The organism is Borreliella japonica (genome assembly GCF_030438115.2).
Taxonomy (GTDB): Bacteria; Spirochaetota; Spirochaetia; order Borreliales; family Borreliaceae; genus Borreliella; species Borreliella japonica.
Window position 1 is genome coordinate 557565 of the sequence record NZ_CP124062.1, and the last position, 18806, is coordinate 576370.

At 27.2% G+C, this 18806-nt stretch carries 17 protein-coding genes; 10 read left to right on the forward strand and 7 right to left on the reverse strand.

Annotated elements, in window-relative coordinates; genetic code table 11:
• The first annotated feature begins 87 nt into the window (after nt 1-87).
• The 3 genes from QIA21_RS03315 to QIA21_RS03325 all read left to right on the forward strand — a co-directional run bounded on the left by QIA21_RS03315 (nt 88) and on the right by QIA21_RS03325 (nt 3545).
• Nucleotides 88-741: a hypothetical protein gene (locus tag QIA21_RS03315; protein ID WP_301393122.1), complete on the forward strand. Its 654-nt coding sequence runs from the start codon at nt 88-90 to the stop codon at nt 739-741.
• 215 nt (nt 742-956) lie between these two features.
• Nucleotides 957-2177 carry a ribose-phosphate pyrophosphokinase gene (locus tag QIA21_RS03320; RefSeq protein WP_301393123.1) on the forward strand — a complete coding sequence of 407 codons (1221 nt, stop codon included), beginning with the start codon at nt 957-959 and terminating at the stop codon, nt 2175-2177.
• 3 nt (nt 2178-2180) lie between these two features.
• Nucleotides 2181-3545, forward strand: coding sequence for an FGGY-family carbohydrate kinase (locus QIA21_RS03325; RefSeq protein ID WP_301393124.1), 1365 nt, complete (start codon nt 2181-2183; stop codon nt 3543-3545).
• Here QIA21_RS03325 and QIA21_RS03330 read toward each other — a convergent pair.
• From QIA21_RS03330 to QIA21_RS03355, 6 genes are read right to left on the reverse strand one after another with little or no spacing between them, the layout of a single operon-like run.
• Nucleotides 3528-4334, reverse strand: a complete 807-nt coding sequence (locus QIA21_RS03330) for an SPOR domain-containing protein (protein ID WP_301393125.1) — start codon at nt 4332-4334, stop codon at nt 3528-3530. The two genes, QIA21_RS03325 and QIA21_RS03330, sit on opposite strands and share 18 nt — an antisense overlap.
• Nucleotides 4318-4935 (reverse strand): dephospho-CoA kinase, encoded by a 618-nt coding sequence (gene coaE / locus QIA21_RS03335; protein WP_301393126.1) that lies wholly within the window; start codon nt 4933-4935, stop codon nt 4318-4320. Before coaE ends, QIA21_RS03330 begins: the two co-directional genes overlap by 17 nt.
• Complete coding sequence (gene polA, locus QIA21_RS03340; RefSeq protein ID WP_301393127.1) at nt 4917-7643, reverse strand: DNA polymerase I; 2727 nt, start codon at nt 7641-7643, stop codon at nt 4917-4919. The genes coaE and polA overlap by 19 nt, the downstream gene beginning before the upstream one ends.
• A complete protein-coding gene (locus tag QIA21_RS03345; protein WP_091972038.1) occupies nt 7640-8041 on the reverse strand; it encodes a hypothetical protein in 402 nt (133 codons plus the stop codon). Before QIA21_RS03345 ends, polA begins: the two co-directional genes overlap by 4 nt.
• Complete coding sequence (fliS, locus tag QIA21_RS03350; protein ID WP_301393128.1) at nt 8031-8450, reverse strand: flagellar export chaperone FliS; 420 nt, start codon at nt 8448-8450, stop codon at nt 8031-8033. The genes QIA21_RS03345 and fliS overlap by 11 nt, the downstream gene beginning before the upstream one ends.
• A gap of 8 nt (nt 8451-8458) precedes the next feature.
• Nucleotides 8459-8839 (reverse strand): response regulator, encoded by a 381-nt coding sequence (locus QIA21_RS03355; RefSeq protein ID WP_301393129.1) that lies wholly within the window; start codon nt 8837-8839, stop codon nt 8459-8461.
• 249 nt (nt 8840-9088) lie between these two features.
• Here QIA21_RS03355 and ligA point away from each other — a divergent pair, with 249 nt between their 5' ends.
• Nucleotides 9089-11071 (forward strand): NAD-dependent DNA ligase LigA, encoded by a 1983-nt coding sequence (gene ligA / locus QIA21_RS03360; RefSeq protein WP_301393130.1) that lies wholly within the window; start codon nt 9089-9091, stop codon nt 11069-11071.
• A 24-nt stretch (nt 11072-11095) separates the two neighbouring features.
• On the opposite strand, the gene QIA21_RS03365 is transcribed toward ligA, so the two are convergent.
• The gene (locus tag QIA21_RS03365) at nt 11096-12592 is read right to left on the reverse strand and encodes a coiled-coil domain-containing protein (protein WP_301393131.1); all 1497 of its coding nucleotides are present in this window, start codon (nt 12590-12592) and stop codon (nt 11096-11098) included.
• Nucleotides 12593-12876: 284 nt separating this feature from the next.
• On the opposite strand from QIA21_RS03365, the gene QIA21_RS03370 reads away from it, so the two are divergent.
• From QIA21_RS03370 to crr, 6 genes are all read left to right on the forward strand, one after another.
• A complete protein-coding gene (locus QIA21_RS03370; RefSeq protein ID WP_301393132.1) occupies nt 12877-14739 on the forward strand; it encodes a hypothetical protein in 1863 nt (620 codons plus the stop codon).
• Nucleotides 14726-15193, forward strand: coding sequence for a hypothetical protein (locus QIA21_RS03375; RefSeq protein ID WP_091972026.1), 468 nt, complete (start codon nt 14726-14728; stop codon nt 15191-15193). The genes QIA21_RS03370 and QIA21_RS03375 overlap by 14 nt, the downstream gene beginning before the upstream one ends.
• Nucleotides 15186-16055: an FAD binding domain-containing protein gene (locus QIA21_RS03380; RefSeq protein WP_091972024.1), complete on the forward strand. Its 870-nt coding sequence runs from the start codon at nt 15186-15188 to the stop codon at nt 16053-16055. Before QIA21_RS03375 ends, QIA21_RS03380 begins: the two co-directional genes overlap by 8 nt.
• Before the next feature lie 139 nt (nt 16056-16194).
• On the forward strand, nt 16195-16455 hold the full coding sequence (locus QIA21_RS03385) for an HPr family phosphocarrier protein (protein WP_091972022.1): 261 nt from the start codon (nt 16195-16197) through the stop codon (nt 16453-16455).
• Nucleotides 16456-16475: 20 nt separating this feature from the next.
• Nucleotides 16476-18197 carry a phosphoenolpyruvate--protein phosphotransferase gene (gene ptsP, locus QIA21_RS03390; RefSeq protein WP_301393133.1) on the forward strand — a complete coding sequence of 574 codons (1722 nt, stop codon included), beginning with the start codon at nt 16476-16478 and terminating at the stop codon, nt 18195-18197.
• 2 nt (nt 18198-18199) lie between these two features.
• On the forward strand, nt 18200-18769 hold the full coding sequence (gene crr, locus QIA21_RS03395; RefSeq protein ID WP_091972019.1) for a PTS glucose transporter subunit IIA: 570 nt from the start codon (nt 18200-18202) through the stop codon (nt 18767-18769).
• Nucleotides 18770-18806 lie beyond the last annotated feature (37 nt).

The following is an 18806-nucleotide window of genomic DNA, read 5'->3' on the forward strand; positions in this document are numbered from 1 at the left end:
TTTTACTTTATAACAATTATTATATAATAAGGTGTGCAATATAAACCCTGTTTTATTTTTCATAAATTTTTGTAGGAGAGTTTGTATATGATGAGGCTTAAAATTTTAATTTTATGTTTGTTTGGTATTTTTGTAGTCAATAGTTTTGCAGATACTAATTTTGAATTCAATTTTGGGGGTGGAGCTTCTTTTCCTGTTAGTCCTTTTTCAAGTTTTTACAATGAGGCTTTAGAGATTAATGCAAAGCTTAAGCAAAATTTGCCTTCAAATTCATCATCCCCAACAGAGAAAGAAGATATAGTCCAAAGTTTTGCCGATTTGGCCAATATTGCTAAATCTGGAGTAAAATATGGGATTTATTCGCAATTTGGTGCTAAATTTGATGATTTTATTTCTGTTGGGGGAGAGCTTTTGTTTGACATGAATCTTGTTAAAGTAATAAAGCGTTCAGATGGAACTGCAAATGAAAATTTCTCATTTATTATGGGAATAACACCGAGATTTTATACAAAATTAGATTTTTTTGTTTTAGCTTTAGCGTTTTTCACGGGTCCTAAGATCAATATAGCTACCTCCGCTGCAGATTCTGTTTTAACAGAATTGGGGACAATGGGTTGGGATATTGGTGCTAGACTTTCATTTTCTTTTTTAATTCTTGAAGGTTACTATGTTTGGAATATTAAGAATTCTAAATTTTCTGATTTCAAGTTTGGAATAGGCTTTGAATTTGGAATTGTGTAGTTTAGTCAATTTTGTTTTTAAGATTATACATAATATTTATTTTTGCTATTAATGGAATTTTTCGATTTTTCTTTTTAGTATTAAAGCTAAAATATTTTGTAATGACCTTGTTTTAAAAATTTTTGGTTATTTTTGTATGTATAAGCTATATTAATTGTCAAATTAATATAGCTAAGATGTTAATAAAATTGTTAAAAGAAAGAATGGGGAACTAGGTGAATTTACTTAAAAAAAAATCAATAGGAATTATTGCTTGTCCTGGGGGCAAGGTTTTTGCTAGTAAAATAATAGAAGAGCTTGAAAGAATATTTATAAATGTTGGAAATGATATTGTAGATAGTATATGTCAAGATTATAAAGCCCTAAAGGAAGAAATTTTTAGAATTGAAAAAGTTCTATCTCCTTTTTTAGAAGGTCTTAGTTTGTCTAGTCTTAAAAGCAAAGAACCTTTAGAAATTCCTGTAAAGTTTTTTAAATTTTCCAATGGTGAATTTAAAACTGAAATTTTAAAGACAATTAGAAATAAGGATGTCTTTATTGTTCAAGATGTTTCCAATACTTATGAAGTTGAGATAAATAGTAGCGAAAAAATAATTATGACAGTTAATGATCATATAATGAATTTAATGACAACAATAGATGCTTGTATGCAGGCTAAAGCCAACTCCGTTAGTGTTATTATTCCGTCTTATCCTTATTCAAGGCAAGATAAAAAGCACTCAAGAGAATGTTTAACGGCAAGTCTCATTGGAAGATTTTTAGAAGAGTTGGGGATTAGGCATATTTTAACCTTAGACATTCATTCAAAGGCCATTGAGAACGTATTTAGGAAAGTTTATTTTGAAAATTTAAATGTTTCTTATGAAATCTTTAAGTCTCTTAGGGATTTGATCGACATTAGAGATTCTAATTTAGTTATTGTTTCACCCGATACAGGTGCTGTGAGTAGGAATAAATTTTTTGCATCAAGCCTTAAGAGTCCCCTTGCTTTGCTTTATAAGGAGAGAGATTATTCAAGAGTTTCAAATGATGTTACTGATTCAAATATTTCTGTAACTAAGCTTTTAGGAGATGTTGAAGGTAAAAATGTTTTTATGAGTGATGATATGTTGGCTACTGGTGGTACTCTGATTAAGGCAATGAAATTGCTTAAAAGTATGGGCGCTAAAAAGATTATATGTGGGATTAGTTTGCCGTTTTTCAATGGGGATGCTATTAAATATTTTGACAAAGCTTATGAGGAGGGGTATTTTTACAAAATAATTGGGACGAATGCCGTTTATCATAATGATGAATTAATAAATAAGCCTTGGTATCATGAAGCTAATGTTGCACATCTTTTTGCGAATGCAATATTTGCAATTTATAATAAAGTTGGTTTACAAAAAATTCTTGATAGAAGAGATGATATTCAAAAATTGATTAACAAAGATTAATTTATGAATGCTCTTAGTATTGATATTGGCACTAGTGTTTTAAAGGCGGCATTGGTTAATTCTGAAAATGGAGTTTTAAGTTATATTGATATTAGCTATTCAGATTATTTTGATATCGATTTCGAAAATTTTGACTTTAATGTCTGGCTTTTTTCTTTTAAAAAAGCCATAGCCAATTTTCAGTCTAGCAAAATAGATTGTATTTCTGTTAGTGGTATTTCACCATGTTTGATTGCTTTAAATTCAAATTTAATTCCTTTAGAGGTATTGCATTGGAATTCCCTTAAAATTAAGTCTGATTTTAAGGGAAAGTCTGTATTTTTGCCTTATGTACTTAGTTCAGTTGAAAGAGGAACTTATTCTAAGATAAGCTATTTTGTTTCTTGTTTTGAGTATTTTATTTATTTGCTTACAGGAAAGCTTTTTACAAGCTTTCCGAGTATAGAGTATATTCCTTTTATTTGGGATGATGTAGAAATAAAAAAATATGGGCTTGATAAGAGGAAATTCCCTCCGTTTATAAAAATGGGAGAAAATGTTGGCGTTGTAACCGATAAAGCGGGAGTTGAATTTGGGCTAAACAGCGGAATTAGTGTAATTAATGCGGGATCAGATTATTTGAATGTTTTGGTTGGAAGCGGTGCTTTTCAAGAGGGAATTGTGTCAAATAGAATGGGTACAAGCGAAGGGTTCAATTTTGTTTCAAGTACATATTTACCAGGATTTTCTTTGGAATATCCTTATTTTTTAGAAGGATATTTTATTGTTGGGAGAATTGTTCCTTTTGGATATTTGATTCAATTATTAAAAGACAGTTTTTATAAAAAAAGTTTGACTTTTGAGTTTCTTTTAAAAAATATTGTTAAAAGTGTTGCTTTAGATAATGTATACTTTTATCCAAGCAAAATCAGACTTTTTAATGATTTATTTATTTTAGATCCTTATCTTCGCAAAGATTTAGGTAAAGGAATTTTTGGTAGCATAAAAAATCCATTAGAGATCGGTTTGGCAATACTTGAGTTTGCATGTTTTGCTTTTTACAATAGATTGTTAGAGTTAAAAGCCTGTAAAAAAGAAGTTTTAAGTATCTTTGTTAGTGGATCCAATTCTGATAATTTGCTTTTAAATCAAATAAAAGCAAATATTCTTGGCAAAGATTTAAAGATTTTTGATTTTAAGCATTCAGAGATTATGGGGGGGGCAATTCAAGCATTCTATTCTTTAAGAGAATTTGCTAGTTTAAATGATTCTTTTTTGAAGCTTGCAAAGATTAAGCATGTTGTTTCGCCTATTGTTGAGATTCATGAAGAATATTTAGAAAAATATCAGAAATATATTAATAATTATACTTTATTTGTTAACGGGTAATATATAAGTTTCTTTAAATTCGCTTATTCCTGTTATTTTTTTTAAATCTGCTTTTGCTTCTGATTTTGTTTTATAAGGACCAGATCTTACTCTGTAAATATCTTTATTGTCTACTGTTGCAGAATATATTTTGGCAACTATATTATATTTGAGTAATTTTTGAATATAATTATCTGCGTTGATTGGGTCCGAGAGTGATACAAATTGTATGTAATATTCTGTATTAGGGTCATATATGTTGTCAACATTCAAAGCTTTTTGGGCTATGGGTTGAGGTTTTTCAATAATTTTTGATTTCTGAGAAGTAGCATGTATTTTTTGAGTTACAGGTTGAGGTTTTTCAATAATTTTTGATTTCTGAGAAGTAGCAGGTACTTTTTGAGTTACAGGTTGAGGTTTTTCAATAATTTTTGATTTCTGAGAAGTAGCAGGTACTTTTTGAGTTACAGGTTGAGGTTTTTCAATAATTTTTGATTTCTGAGAAGTAGCAGGCACTTTTTGAGTTATATTTTTTTTTTCTTTATTTAAATCTTGTGTTAAATCTATGATTATTTCATTTGGAGTTTCAGATACCTTTAAAGATTTTTCATTTTGGCCAATGTTTTCTAAAGTTTTTTGATCTTTGGTTTCTTCTAAAACAATATTTTTCTCTGCAATTTCTGAGGCCAAATTTTTGTTTGGAAAGAAAATAATTGTTCCAAGAAATATTATGATACAAACTGCTGCAATTGAGGTTAGTGCTACAAAAAATCCTTTGTTATTGTCATTGTTTTCATTCAAATCTTTCATAGTTAATTATCTCCTGCATTTTTTTTTTAATTTCTTTTTCTAGATATAAATAATTCTTGTTATTAATTATATTGATTATTCTTAAGTTTATAATATTTTTTTTAAAAAAAATATCTTTTTGGATTTTGAGTATTTTATTGATTATGTTTGAGTCGATGCTTGGAATAGAATATGATAATCTATTTTTTATTATAGGAGTCTTTGCTTTGACCACAATTATATAGTCGCAAAGTTTTTCTAAATTTATTTTAAAAAGTAGAGCAGCATTGATTATTATTTTTGTAGATTGGTTTTGAATTAGGATTTTTTTTATTTTATTAAGTATGATTGGGTGTGATATGCTTTCAAGTTTTTTTAATTCTTCATTGTCATTAAATACACGATTTCTTATCAAGAGTTTATCTATTTCATTTTTAGTATTTAATATTTCTTTACCAAATATTTTAACTATTTCTTCTTTTTTTTCGTGTAAGACTGAATGTCCAAGCTTGTCTGCATTTATTTCGTAAAATCCATATTTATTGCTAATTATTTTAGAAACAGTATCTTTGCCAGATGCAATTCTACCTGTTATTCCAATGATTAATGGATTTCTCCCCATGATTTGCCCGTTTCAATATTTGCTCTTAAAGGTAGATTTAATGTATAAGCGGTTTCCATCATAATTTTTAATATTTTTTTCACTTCATTTTCTTCTTCAATAGGAGATTCAATGAGCATTTCATCGTGCACCTGTAGTAATATTTTAGATTCCAATTTTTTACTTTTAAATTCATTAAATACTTTGACCATTGCAATTTTCATGATATCAGCGGCACTTCCCTGAATTATGCTGTTTATTGCTATTCTTTCTGCGGCAGATCTTTCTAGATAATTATTGCTATTAATTTCTTTTATATATCTTCTTCGTTTTAAGATAGTCTCACTATATCCAACATTTCTTACGAAGTTTATTTGATTTATTATAAACTCTTCGATTTTTGGATAAGAATCAAAGTAAGAGTTTATAAATCCTTTTGCTTCTTCGATTGTAATTCCTAGTTCTTTTGCAAGTCTAAAATTCGACATTCTATAAATTATTCCGAAATTAATAGATTTTGCTATTCTTCTTAAGGTGGGAGTGATTTCTTTTTCTTCTATTTTGAAAAGCTTAGAAGCAGTTTCTGCATGAATGTCTTTATTGTCTTCAAATGCTTTAATAAGGGCTTCATCTTGTGATAAATGAGCAAGTATGGCAAGCTCAATCTGAGAATAATCAGCTGAAATGAAAATATTTCCATTTTCCGGTTTAAATGCTTTTCTTATTTTTCGACCCTTCTCCTCTTTTATTGGTATGTTTTGTAAGTTGGGATTTATGCTGGTGATTCTGCCAGTTGCTGTTTTTGTTTGTATGAAGCTTGTGTGTAGTCTGTTTGTTTTATAGTTTACTAGTTTTGCCAAATTATCTGTGTAAGTGCTTCTCAATTTTGCAATTTGTCTGTGTTTTATTAGGTTTTCAATTGATTCATGCTGCCCTCTAAGAGATTCAAGCACTTTTATATCAGTTGAATCTTTTTTCATTTTTTCTGGTAATTTTAGATTTAATTTTTCAAATAAAATTTCATGCATTTGTTTTGGAGAATTTAGATTAAAATCAATTCCTATGCTTTTTATTGTTTCTTTTTCGATTAGTTCCAATTCTTTTGCAAGTTCTTTTCCATATTCTTTTAAATATTCTTTATCAAGGTAAATGCCATTTTCTTCCATTTCTATAATTACATTGTTAAAAGGCATTTCTATTTCGTGCATCAACTCATGGAGTTTGTCTTCTTTTAATTTTTCGGTAAATATATTGAATAATCTAAATGTAATATCAGCATCTTCAGCTGAATAGCTTGTTGCCATTTCTAAAGATATATTTGCAAAGTTATCATTTTTTTGTATTACATCTTCATATTTAATATTTTTATGCATTAAATATTTTTCTGCAAGAAAATCAAGCGATACTTTTGAGTTTGTGTCAATAAGGTATGCTGCAATCATTGTATCAAAATAAGGCTGTATAGGATTAAATCCATTATTTTTTAGTATTCTATAGTCAAATTTATAATTTTGACCAATTATTTTTGGGTTTGATTTAAAGAGACTGTTAAATTTTTGTATTATATAATTTTTTTCTATGTAAACTTTTCCTTTAGCTTCGATTGGAACATAGTAACCTTCAAATTCTTTAAATGAAATGGAAATTCCAATTAATTTTGCTGTGTAGATGTCAAGTGAAGATGTCTCTGTGTCTATTGATATGTATTTAGCCTTTTTTAGGCCTTCTATTAAATTGTCTAGTTCTTTTTTTGTTGTTATTGCGTGATATTTAACATTTTCTGTGTCAATTGTATTTAGGGTGTCTAAGATATTAGTAGCAGGGTCTTGTTCAAATAGACTTTTTTGGCCCACATGTTCTTTTTCTTGTTTTAAGATGTTATTTTTATAAGTTTTTATTAGAGTAATTGCTGAATGCTTTTCAAACAAAGATATTATCTCTTCACTAAAATTTTTTAAGGCGAAGTTTTCAATTTCTGGAATTTTCAAATTTTCTTCAAGATTTACAAGATCATAGCTTAAAAAAGCATTTTCTTTTTCTTTGATTAAAATTTCTTGATGTTTTTTATTTATTATTTCTAAATTTGAATATATTCCTTTTAAGGTTTTAAATTCTTTTAATAAATTTGCTGCTCCTTTTGGGCCAATGCCTTTTATTCCAGGTATATTGTCAGACCTGTCCCCAACAATAGCTAAATAATCTTTTATTTGAAAGCTATTTATTCCAAATTTTTTTATTACGTACTCATTGTTCATTTCAACAAAGCTGTTGTTTTCAATTTTAAGTATCTTTATGCATTCTGACATTGTTTGTAGCAAGTCTTTGTCGGGAGAAATAATGTAGGTTAAATAGTTATTCTTTGCAGCTTTTTTTGCAAAACTAGCTAAAAGATCGTCAGCTTCATATCCCTCGAGCTCAAAGATTGGTATTCTTGCCTTTAAAAGGCCTTCTTTTATCCATCTGATTTGAGGTATTAAATCATTCGGAGGCTCGTCTCTTGTTGCTTTGTAGTTTGGATATTTTTGTTTTCTAAAAGTTGGTATTTCCGAGTCAAAAGTAACGATCAAATGTGTAGGATTTTTTTCTTTTATTATGAAAAATAATGTTTTAAAAAAGCCGATAAATGCATTTACATTTTCTCCTTGTCTGTTTAAAAGCGGATAATTTTTCATTACATGGTAATTTCTAAATATTATGTTTAGTGCGTCAATTAGGTAAAGTTCTTTCATATTTTGATATCTAACATCATGGGTGAATTGTTTGTTGTAATGCTGTTTTGATGTTTTTTAATTTTTGGAATTTTTCTTTTTGCATTTATAATTCGTTGTAAGATTTTATAACAAATTTGATATTTAATATATATTTCTTCTTTTATCAGGTTAATTTCTTTAATTAAATGGTTGAAATCATCCAATTTTTGATTTTTAGATTTCAACCATGCATTTATTGTTTTATAATAGTTTTTGATTGATTCTAGGATTAAATCTTTTTTAGGATTGGTTACATTTAATATTCTTATTTCTTCTCTTTGCAATTCATCACTTTCTATTATTAACACCAACTTTAATTCTTTTAATTCTAATAATAAATTGCTCAAATATTTTTTTAAAATTTCATTAGCCGACAATATTGATTCCTAATTTATTGTGAGTAACATTATTTTCTTTTTTCCTAAGCTCTTTCCAGGTAAAGTTTAATATTTGCAACTGTTTTATAACATTGTCAATTTTGTGTACTTCTTTTTTTAAAAGAACATTTTCTAGCTCTTTATTTAGAAACGAATATATTGATAGTAAGTTTGTAGAGATATCCCCACCTTGTTCAAAATTTAAGGTTGACATTAATTCAGTAATGATTTCTTGTGCATGAAATATTTTTTCATTAGCTTTAATTGCATTTTTCCAATTTTCATCTTTTATAAGCTCTTTGGCAACTTTTAAATCCTGTATTGCTCTTTCATAAAGCATTATCAATATTGAGAGGGGGTTTGATGTTTTTATTTGTGTTTGTTTATATATTTTTTCTTTTGTTATCAAAATTTCCTCTAATCTAAAAGTTTAATTTGTTCTATTATTTGGTCTTTTTTAAAAGGTTTTGTAATGTATCCCCTAGCTCCAAGAGATAAAGCTTTTTGTATTAATTCTTGCTTTCCAATAGCTGTAACCATTAATATATTAGCTTTTTTAAGCAATTTTTTATTAATTTCATACATTCTCTCAAGAGCTGTAATTCCATCCATTCCCATCATTGTTATATCTAGCGTTATTAAATCAATATTATTTTGTTTCTCAAATTCTTTAACAGCCTGAATCCCATCTTCGGCTTCTAAAAATTCTTTAAATCCTAACTGCTTTAAGATTTTTATTAGGTTTTTTCTCATAAAAAGTGAGTCATCAGCTATTAAAGCTTTTTTGCTTTCTTCCAAACTAGCACTCCTTTATCCATTTTAGCATATTAAAATACTTTAACGACAATTAAAATATAATTCACATTTTTTATAATATTGTCTTTTGATTGGTGTTTTTATTTAAAGATTATTTTAATTTGAAAATAAGTAAAAATAATGTTTTGTTTTTTTGATATTCTTTTGTATTTTGTATAATAAAAAAGTGGTTTTTGCTTGTGAATTTAGATTATTTGATAAAATAATAAAGAATATGTTAAATTTTATCCTATGAGCAGTAAAATACAGCAAGAAATTGAAGACTTGAAGAAATTGATCAGAAAGTGGGATAAAGAGTACTATGTCGATTCTTTGCCTAGTGTTGAAGATTTTGTGTATGACAAGCATATTTTAAGGCTTAAAGAACTAGAAAATAAGTACCCCGAATATAAGACCTTAGATTCTCCCACTCTTAAATTTGGCAGCGATCTTTTGAATGATTTTAAAGAGGTTGAGCATTTTACTCCTATATTAAGTCTTGACAAGGTTTATGATCTTGATTTACTAAAATCATGGATAGAAAAGATTGATTTTAACAATTCTTTTAATATTTCTGTTGAGCCAAAGATTGATGGTTGTTCTATTGTTCTTTATTATAAAGATGGTATTCTTGAAAAAGCTCTTACTAGGGGTAATGGAAAATTTGGTAATGACGTTACTAAAAACATTAAAACCATTAGGCATATTCCTTTATTGCTTGATGAAAAGGTTGATTTGGTATTAAGGGGTGAGGTTTACATTACTAAAGAAAATTTTTTTAAAATAAATGAATGCTTGGAAAAGCCTTATACTAATTCTAGAAATTTAGCTTCAGGGATACTTAGAAGGGTTAATAGCAAAGAGGTTGCTAATTTTCCCTTAAATATTTTCATCTATGATTTTTTGAATGCTGGATTAGAGTTTAAAACTAATAATTTGGCTATTGCAAGACTTGAGAAATTGGGCTTTAAGGTTTATCCTTTGATTAGGTTTTTTGATCAAAAAAGTTCAATTAGAGAAGTTTTAAATTACATAAAAGATATAATAAAAAATAGAAATTCTTTTGAGTATGAAATAGATGGAGTCGTTATTAAGGTTAGTGATTTTGTTTTAAGGGAAGAATTAGGGTACACTTCACATCATCCTAAATGGGCGATAGCTTACAAATTTGAAGCGCTTTCAGGTTTTAGTAAGGTAAATAGTATTGTTGTCCAAGTTGGTCGTAGTGGTAAAATTACTCCGGTTGCCAATATTGATAAAATTTTTGTTTCAGGGGCTTTTATTACTAATGCAACATTGCATAATCAGGATTATATAATGTCTATTGGTTTGAATGTTGGTGATGTCGTTAAGGTTTCAAGAAGGGGAGATGTAATTCCTGCTGTTGAAATGGTGATAAATAAATTTTCAAAAGGATTTTTTAAGGTTCCTGATAATTGTCCAGCTTGCAAAATGGTTGTAGAAAAAAAGGGGGCACATTTTTTTTGTGCAAATAATAATTGTCCTTCAGTGGTAGTTGAGAGAATAAAATATTTTTGTAGTAAAAATTGCATGGATATTGAAGGGTTTTCTGATAAGACCATTTCTTTTCTTTTCGAAAAAAAATTTATTTCTTCAGAAATTGACCTTTATACATTTGATTTTTATAAACTTCTTGAATTTAAAGGGTTTAAAGATAAAAAGATTAATAATTTAATAAATTCAATTGAAGCCAGCAAGAAAAAACCATTTAGTAAATTACTTCTTAGTATGGGGATTAAAGAGTTAGGAGAAAATACAATAAGACTATTATTTTTCAATAATTTAAATTCATTTTCAAAGCTTTTTAGTCTTTGTCAAGATAGGGATTTTGCTTTTTCAACATTGTTGAAGATTAAAGGCATAGGAGAAAAAATTGCTTTAAGCATTATTGAAGCTTTTAATGATTCAATAATGCTTAATAAGTTTAAATTTTTTGAAGATTTAGAATTTAAAATGGAAGAGTGTATTGTGATTGATGATGAAAATAAGTTATTGGTTGGTAAAAAGTTTTGCATTACTGGAACTTTTAATGGTTATTCTAGGCCTATTGTTATTGACAAGTTGGAAAATAAAGGAGCAATTTTTAAAACTTGTGTGACTAAAGGTTTGGATTTCCTTGTTGTAGGAGAAAAAGCTGGATCAAAGCTTAAAAAAGCTTTGAATTTGAATATAAAAATTATGTCTTTTGAAGATATCAATAGTTACTTAGATTAAGTTTGATTTAAAAGGGTTTAATTTTTATTTAATTATTTTTATTTGTTTAAATCCAGGTTTTAGACTTTTATACATAATTCCTAGTTCGTGAATATTTTTGACTTCTATTAAGTTTCTAAAAAATTCCTCTTTATTTTTTAGAGTAGGGTTAATGAAATATTTTTCAAAGTTATATTTTGAAATTATTTCATGATTTTTTAGAGCTTCATTTAAATTATTAGTAGGATCTATTTCAATGTAGTATGTGTTTTCTTTTTTAAATGCAAATTGATCTCCCTTTTGTTTAAATTCATAGTTATTAAGGTATATGTCGGGATAGATTTGAAAATCTGCTGTTTTGATCATAGTTGCTTTTGGGATGCTTTTAGTATTTTCTTTTAGGTCTTGACTTTCATTTTTTTCTGTAGGTCCTAAATATTCCCTTTCTAATTTATTATTTTCTTTTAAGTAGTCATTTTTACTTGTAATACTTGGAATGAAAATTTCTTCGTTTAAAGATTTTTGAGAAATTTCTTTTTTTTTAAAATTGTTCAATTCTTTTTGAAGTTTTAAAATAGTCTCTTCATTTTCTTTTATTTTATCTTCTAATTCTTTAAACTTGTGTTTATCGGTTCTTATTTTTTTTTGATTTTCTTTGTTTATCGCTTCATTTGCGCTAACTTTTTCTTTTAAGGCATTGATTATTTTTCCTATTGAAGATAAGTTTTCTTCAATTTCTTCTAAGTTTTTATCTGATGCATCTTTTTTTTTAAAGTTTCTTAATTCTCTTTGCAAGTCTAAAATGGTACTTTCATTATCATTGATTCTATCTTCAAGTTCATCGATTTTTTTTTCATTAATGGCATAATATTTTTCGTTATCAGGAAGGTTTTCTTTTAGGTTATTTATTATTCTTTCATTAGAAGGGTAGTTGTCATCATTTATTTCTTCAACTTCATCACTATATTCATAAGTTTCTTCAAAATCATCATTATCGTCATTATCTTCTTCAATGTTTTCAATATTTATTTTTTCATAATCTTCATCTTCTTCAGGTTTGGAGTTCTTGTTAAGAAGCTTTTTTATTTCTGCTATTTCGTTTTTTAATTTATTGGTTAAAATTTCATATTTTTTTGCTTTTCTTTCGATTGACTCTATTTTTTTATTTTCATTTGCCGATGATTTTTGATTTTTGGTTTTTAGAAGCTTTTCTATATTTTTAATTTTATTTTCATAATTTTCAATTACAGATTTTAGATCATTTTCGTCTATTCTTTTTTTAAAAGGCTTTTTGTCTCTTATGCTTTCTGGTAATTTTAGATCTTTGCCCTTTTTGGGGTCTTTATAAGAAGCTATTTTTTTGTTTGAATCTTTTGAAGTATCTGTTTGATCGTTTTTGTTTCGAGTATCTTTAAATTCTTCACTTAAGTCTTCCAAGGGGATTTCAATACTAGAGTAGCTTATTGTATTATTAGCCCCAAATAATGATATACACGAAAGTATTATAAAATACTTAAAGTTTCGATTTTTTGTTTTACTCATAAAGTCCTTGTTTTTATTTAGAAAACATCTATAATTTATAATGTTATCATAGTTTGTCCATTTATCAAAAGTGATAAAAAATCACCGGAGGCGCTATTTTTATTGACAGGTGATACTAATTTCAAATTAGTATTAGTGAATTTCTTATTAAGTTAAGTTGTTTTAAGATTGTTGTATATTTTGGTAAGGTAAGCTGTTTTTGAAGTTTTATTTTTCAATTCTTTTTATTTATGTGATGACGGTTCTTATTGATTATTTTTTTTGTTTAGTTGGAGTTTTCAAGTTTGACAAATGTGGATGCATATGAATTTTGGGCGTTGCCAGTTTGTTGTAATGTTAAAGATTCTTTTATTGAAGATTTTAGCTTTGCAGATGAGCATGAAAGTTCAGTTTTTAGTATCAGCTATAAAGACAATATAACTTTAAAGTTTAGAGATTTTGTTGATTCTAATGAATTTAATTTAAAGCTTTTTGATAATAAAATAAGCTTTGAAGGCCAAATTCCTTTAGTTTTGTATTCAGATAATTTGGATTATCTGCTAAAAGCAGAAAAAAATGTTCTTTTTAACCTAAGAATTGATGGTGGGAGTAATAATTACTCTTCTGGATTTGAAAATAAAGAATCTGGAACTTGCAATGTTTTGAATGCATGTTATAAATTTAGTGATTACAATAGTTTTCCAGACGACTTTATTTTAGTTAAAATATTTTTTGATTCTGAGAATTTAATTATTGATGCTAATATAGATAATATTTCTTTTTTAAAATTTTTTATTAGTGAAAATTTTGGCTTAAATAAAGACAAAATAAAAATCAATTCTCTTAATAACTACTGGTCTAGCTCTATTTTTCCTATTTCTTTTAATGCAATTTTACAAGGCATTGTGATTTCAAAAAAAATTAATAAAAGGGTTAATGTTATTTACTACAAAAGGCATTTTGGGATTTTAAATAATTTAAATTTAACTTTTTCGGTTTCTAATTGTTTATTGGCAGATAACAAGCTTTCAAAGATTATTTTAGAAATTACAATAAATAGACCTTTAAATTTTTTGTATAAGTTCTATTTTAAATTTATTAATAATATTTTTAAAAATTTGTTTTTTGATGGGTTTTTAGAAATTTTTTTTATTGAGAATAAAAGCGATTTCATATTTTTTTATGACAATCTTTTAGCATTTGAGACTTCTGTTTATAATTTTATTTATTCTAATTTTTATAATCTTGCTTTAGTGATGTCTTGTGAGCCAATAGGTTATTTGCTTACGCAGATTAAAGGCGATTACAGTAGTTTTTTCAAAATTTTTAAAAAATTAGATTTAAAGAATTCTTTAATAAAGAAATCTTCTGTTTTAAGCGCTAACAAGAATTATGATATTTTTGATACTAGTCGCAGGGGAGTTGGTTTTGCTTATTTGAATTCAAACACTTATTTTTTAAGTGGAGAACAATATGTTGTTGCTCTCTTATATAAGGATGTGTTAAATATATTTTTGCCCTATAGTATCATTGATAACAATTTAAGCAACTATTTAAAAAATAGTTTGGCTAAAACATTAGGCTTGGCCTATGACAGTATAAATTTTTTGATAGATGAGAGCATATTAGATTTTGATAATTTTTATAGTCTTCTTTTTAAAGATCCCTATTTAATTGAAAAAGCAATTTTAACCATTAAGGACAGTTTTTTTTCTTTGATAAGTATAGGATTTGTAAATGAATATCCTATTGTTTTAAAAGAAAAAATAACTACTGACTATTTTAATGAATGCATGCTTGGGTGTTCTGTTGAGCTTAAATTTGAATTTTATTCTCTTAGCGCCGTTTTTAGCAATGTAAGCTTTTTTGTAGAGAAAGGCAAATTTACTAAACTTAAGTTGAACAATAAAAGAATTCATACAATATTTGGGTTAGCGGTTGATTATGTATTTTGCAGTGCTAATGTAAATTACGATATTAAAGATTGCTTAAGTTTAGAGTTTATTGAAGATGGCGAGTTTGTTTTTTCTTTTAGAAGTTTTTTTATTGTTTCTGTTTCTGCAATTCGAACTGCTCTGATTCAAATATTTGATTTTAATGCAAGTAGCACGCCTCTTGATTTTGAAGAAATTTTAAATAGCTGGAGTGTAAAAATTGATATTAATTAATTTTAGTCTAAACGGTGAGAGTATTTCAAAAAAGATTAGTCTTTCTTTGACGACCAGAAGTCTTTTGGATTCTATTTTTTTTGATAAGGGCGATAGTTTGGAGTATATTGTTAATAACAGATTTTTTTTAATTTTATTAGATTTTAGACTTGTTTATTCTAATTTAATTCCTGCTTTTATTTTAAATGGTCGCAGTGTAGTTACTCTTGAGGGACTTAAAAATAAAAGTTTTTATCATCACATGCAAAAAATTTTATTAGAAGACGATTTTAATTTTTGTAGCAATTGTTTTGAATCCAATGTTTTATTGTTTTATTATTTTTTGGAAAATAAGATTGTAAGTAAATCAGATATTTTAAGTTATAGAAATTCATTAAAATGTAATTGTATGGATGTTAATACTTTTTTATCTTTATATTTGAAAGCTGAAGAATTGTATAGAAAAAATGGTTGACGTTAAGGTTTATTATCCTGAAAGTTTTAATATACTATCTAATTTATTTAACAAAAATTTAAATAATTACATTATTTACAATGAGTTAGATTTTAAAAAAAATCCTGATTTGTTTAATAGAGAAACTTCTATTGATAATTTTTTTCTTGTTGGTAATTTTGAAAAATTTAATAAGGTATCCTTAAGGGGCAATTTTCTTGAGATGGGACCGTGTGTTACTTATAACGAGATACTTCAGATTGGTAAGAAAAATATTCCAAGTTTGTTTTATGAATTTATTTTAAAATTTAATGATAAAATATATTTAAATAGTATTAATCTTGCAAATGGGTTTTATTATAAAAACACTATTTTCGATATTTATCCTTTATTGTTAAGCCTTGATGCGCAAATTGAGTTTAAAAATATTTTGACCAAAAAAACTTATGTTTTTAGTGCTTATAATTTAAATAGAGCCGAATATATTGCAAACCGAAATACTGTTCTTGTTACTAAATTTAAATTTCCAATGATGAATCTGTGGAATAGAAGTTTTTATCATAAAGTATTTTTCAATACCATGTCTTTTGACATTCTAGAAGAAATGGATATTATCTTTATATGTATTCTTTTAAACATAAAAAGAGATGTTATAAATGATTTTTTGTTAAAAATATTTTATGATGACAAAGTGATCGTCATAAGGGATTTTCAGATTTTACTTTTAAACAAATCTTTGCCACTTTCATTTTCTGAGATAGAAAATTCTCTTAAAATGTTGGATAAAAATATAAGAGATTCTAAAAATTTTAATGTAGGAGAGAGAAATTTAAAGCTAATAAAGAATTTTTATTTAGATATATTAATGAGTTTTAATTTTTAATGGCTTGAATAAGTTTAATTACTATCTTTATTATGTTATATTTCTTATGTAAAGGAAATATGTAATTTATTTTTATGTATTATAATGTAAAAAGTTAATCAAAAAAAAATAATATTTATAATGAGGGGTTTCTGTACTTATGGTAAAAAAAGAAGCAATTATTAAGGCTGTAAACGGTTTACATGTTAGGCCTGCGTCAACTTTTGTAAAAAAGGCTAAAGAATATTCTAGTGAGATAACAATAGAGTCTGATGGAAAGTCTGTTAGCGGGAAAAGTTTGTTCAGGCTTCAAACTTTGGAATTGTCATCAGGTAAAAAACTTTTAATATGTGCTGAGGGTGAGGATGAAGAGATTGCTGCTTTAGAGCTTGCAGAGCTTATCGAATCTTTTAAGGAATGAATTTTAGAAGGATTTAAATTATGACTTTATCGGGTAAAAGAATATCCAAGGGAATAGGTATTGGAGAAGTTCTTTGTATTAGGAAAAATTTTGATAAAATTGTAAGTAGAGAAAAAATCAACTTTTCTCAAGTTGATAGCGAGATATCAAAATTCAATAAAGCTAAGTCAAAAGCAATTGAAGCACTTAAGGATCTTGAGAGAAAAGCTGTGTTTCAATTTGGAGATGACAAGAAAGGTATTTTTGAAGGTCAGGTATTGATTGTTGAAGACGATGAATTTTCTGAGTTTGTTATTGAGCTTATTACAAAGGAAAATTATAGCGCTGCTTATTCTATTTATTTAGCGTTTGAAAATTTGGTTAAAAGTGTAGAAGATTATAAAGATCCTTATTTAAAAGAAAGAGCGTCTGATTATAAAGACATTAGGAATAGATTAATTTCTATTATTCTAGGCCAAGTAACCGATTTTTCTGAGATTAATAAAGACATTATTCTTGTTACCGAGGAATTAACCCCATCTGATACCATGCAATTTGACTTAAATTATGTTAAAGGGTTTTTAACTGCAGTTGGAGGAGAAACTTCCCATGCTGCTATTTTGGCAAGAACAATGGGACTTCCAGCGCTTGTTATGACTTTGATGGATATTGATGCGTTAAAGGATGGTGATAAGATAGTCATTGACGCAATATCTTCTATTGTTATTAAAAATCCCTCTTCTGATGAGCTTGATCTTTATGAAAGCAAGATTTTGCGTCAAGTAGAGATGGAAAAAGAGCTTTTTTCTTTAAAAGATAAAGATGCTGAAACGAAAGATGGCGTAAAAGTATTTTTAAAGGCAAATATTGGAACACCTGTTGATATTGCATATGTTAATAAATATGGTGTTTCTGGAATAGGTCTTTTTAGGACAGAATTTTTATATATGAAATCTTTACAACCCCCAACAGAAGATGAGCAGTTTGAAACTTATAAGAGAGTTATAGATACAATGGAAAAAAAAGGTGTTGTTACGATTCGTACTCTTGATGTTGGTGGGGATAAGGAAATTTCCTATCTTAATTTTAAGAAAGAGGAAAATCCCTTTTTGGGTTTTAGAGCACTTAGGATGTATAAGGAATATGAAGAATTGATCCAAGCGCAATTTAATGCTATTTTTAGGGCCAGTCATTATGGGAAGATAAGGGTAATGGTGCCTATGCTTACAATATATGAAGAGATTGAAACGATCGAACATTTTGTGAATAATGCAAAAATCAGTTTGAAGTCTAGAGGTTTACCTTTTGATGAAAGTTTGGAAGTAGGTTGTATGATAGAAGTTCCTTCTGCAGCTTTAATTTCCTCTAAACTTGCCAATAAATTGAATTTTTTTAGTATAGGGACTAACGATTTAACCCAATATGTTTTAGCTGTTGATCGTGGTAATCAAAAAATATCAAATTTATATGACAAATATAATCCTGCTGTGTTGAAATTAATCAAAAAGGTTCTTGATGATGGAGTTAGTTCTGGAATCGATGTGTCTGTTTGTGGCGAACTTGGAGGAGATGATGCTGGAGCTTTACTTCTTGTAGGTCTTGGATTTAGGTCTTTGAGTATGATTCCTAGTGCTACACTTAGAATTAAATATTTACTTAAAAAGTATACAATAATGGAATTGGAAGAATTGGCAAATAGAGTTTTAAACAGCAATTCTAAGCAAGAAACTTTAAGTTATTTTGATAAATTTATAGGAGATTAGTTATGGGGTTTTTAGATTTTTTTAAAAAAACCGCTACATTGGATTTGATTGCTCCGATTAGTGGAAAAGTTATGTCAATTGATAAGGTTCCTGATGAAGCATTTGCTGAAAAAATAGTTGGTGATGGAATTGCAATTCTTCCAACAAGTAATGAATTGCTGGCGCCTTGTGATGGGAAAATAGGTAAAATTTTTAAAACCAATCATGCTTTTAGTCTTGAAACTAAAGAGGGTGTTGAAATTTTTGTTCATTTTGGAATTAATACTCTTAATTTAAATGGCAAGGGCTTTACAAGAGTTGCTGAGGAAGGCATTAATGTTAAACAAGGTGAAGTTATTATTAGGCTCGATCTTGAATATTTAAAAGAGCATTCAGAATCCGTTATTACCCCAGTTGTTATTGCAAATTCTGATGAAGTTTCAAGCATAGAATATTCTTTTGGAAGACTCGAAAATGATACTGAATATATTTTGTTGTCTTCAACTGTTTTGACAGAAGAAATTAGACATAAAATATCTCAAACAAAGTCTGTTACAGCAGGAAAAGATTTAGTATTGCGAGTTAAAAAGTAGAAAGAGAGAGCTTTAAACCCTCTCTCTTTTGATTTCA

Bases quoted from the DNA above. Each gene is read 5' to 3' on its own strand.
- coaE (WP_301393126.1), bottom strand. From the start codon at position 4,935: ATGGGGAGAAATCCATTAATCATTGGAATAACAGGTAGAATTGCATCT.
- polA (WP_301393127.1), bottom strand. From the start codon at position 7,643: ATGAAAGAACTTTACCTAATTGACGCACTAAACATAATATTTAGAAAT.
- QIA21_RS03325 (WP_301393124.1), top strand. From the start codon at position 2,181: ATGAATGCTCTTAGTATTGATATTGGCACTAGTGTTTTAAAGGCGGCA.
- QIA21_RS03380 (WP_091972024.1), top strand. From the start codon at position 15,186: ATGGTTGACGTTAAGGTTTATTATCCTGAAAGTTTTAATATACTATCT.
- ligA (WP_301393130.1), top strand. From the start codon at position 9,089: ATGAGCAGTAAAATACAGCAAGAAATTGAAGACTTGAAGAAATTGATC.
- QIA21_RS03385 (WP_091972022.1), top strand. From the start codon at position 16,195: ATGGTAAAAAAAGAAGCAATTATTAAGGCTGTAAACGGTTTACATGTT.
- ptsP (WP_301393133.1), top strand. From the start codon at position 16,476: ATGACTTTATCGGGTAAAAGAATATCCAAGGGAATAGGTATTGGAGAA.
- QIA21_RS03315 (WP_301393122.1), top strand. From the start codon at position 88: ATGATGAGGCTTAAAATTTTAATTTTATGTTTGTTTGGTATTTTTGTA.
- crr (WP_091972019.1), top strand. From the start codon at position 18,200: ATGGGGTTTTTAGATTTTTTTAAAAAAACCGCTACATTGGATTTGATT.
- QIA21_RS03330 (WP_301393125.1), bottom strand. From the start codon at position 4,334: ATGAAAGATTTGAATGAAAACAATGACAATAACAAAGGATTTTTTGTA.
- QIA21_RS03365 (WP_301393131.1), bottom strand. From the start codon at position 12,592: ATGAGTAAAACAAAAAATCGAAACTTTAAGTATTTTATAATACTTTCG.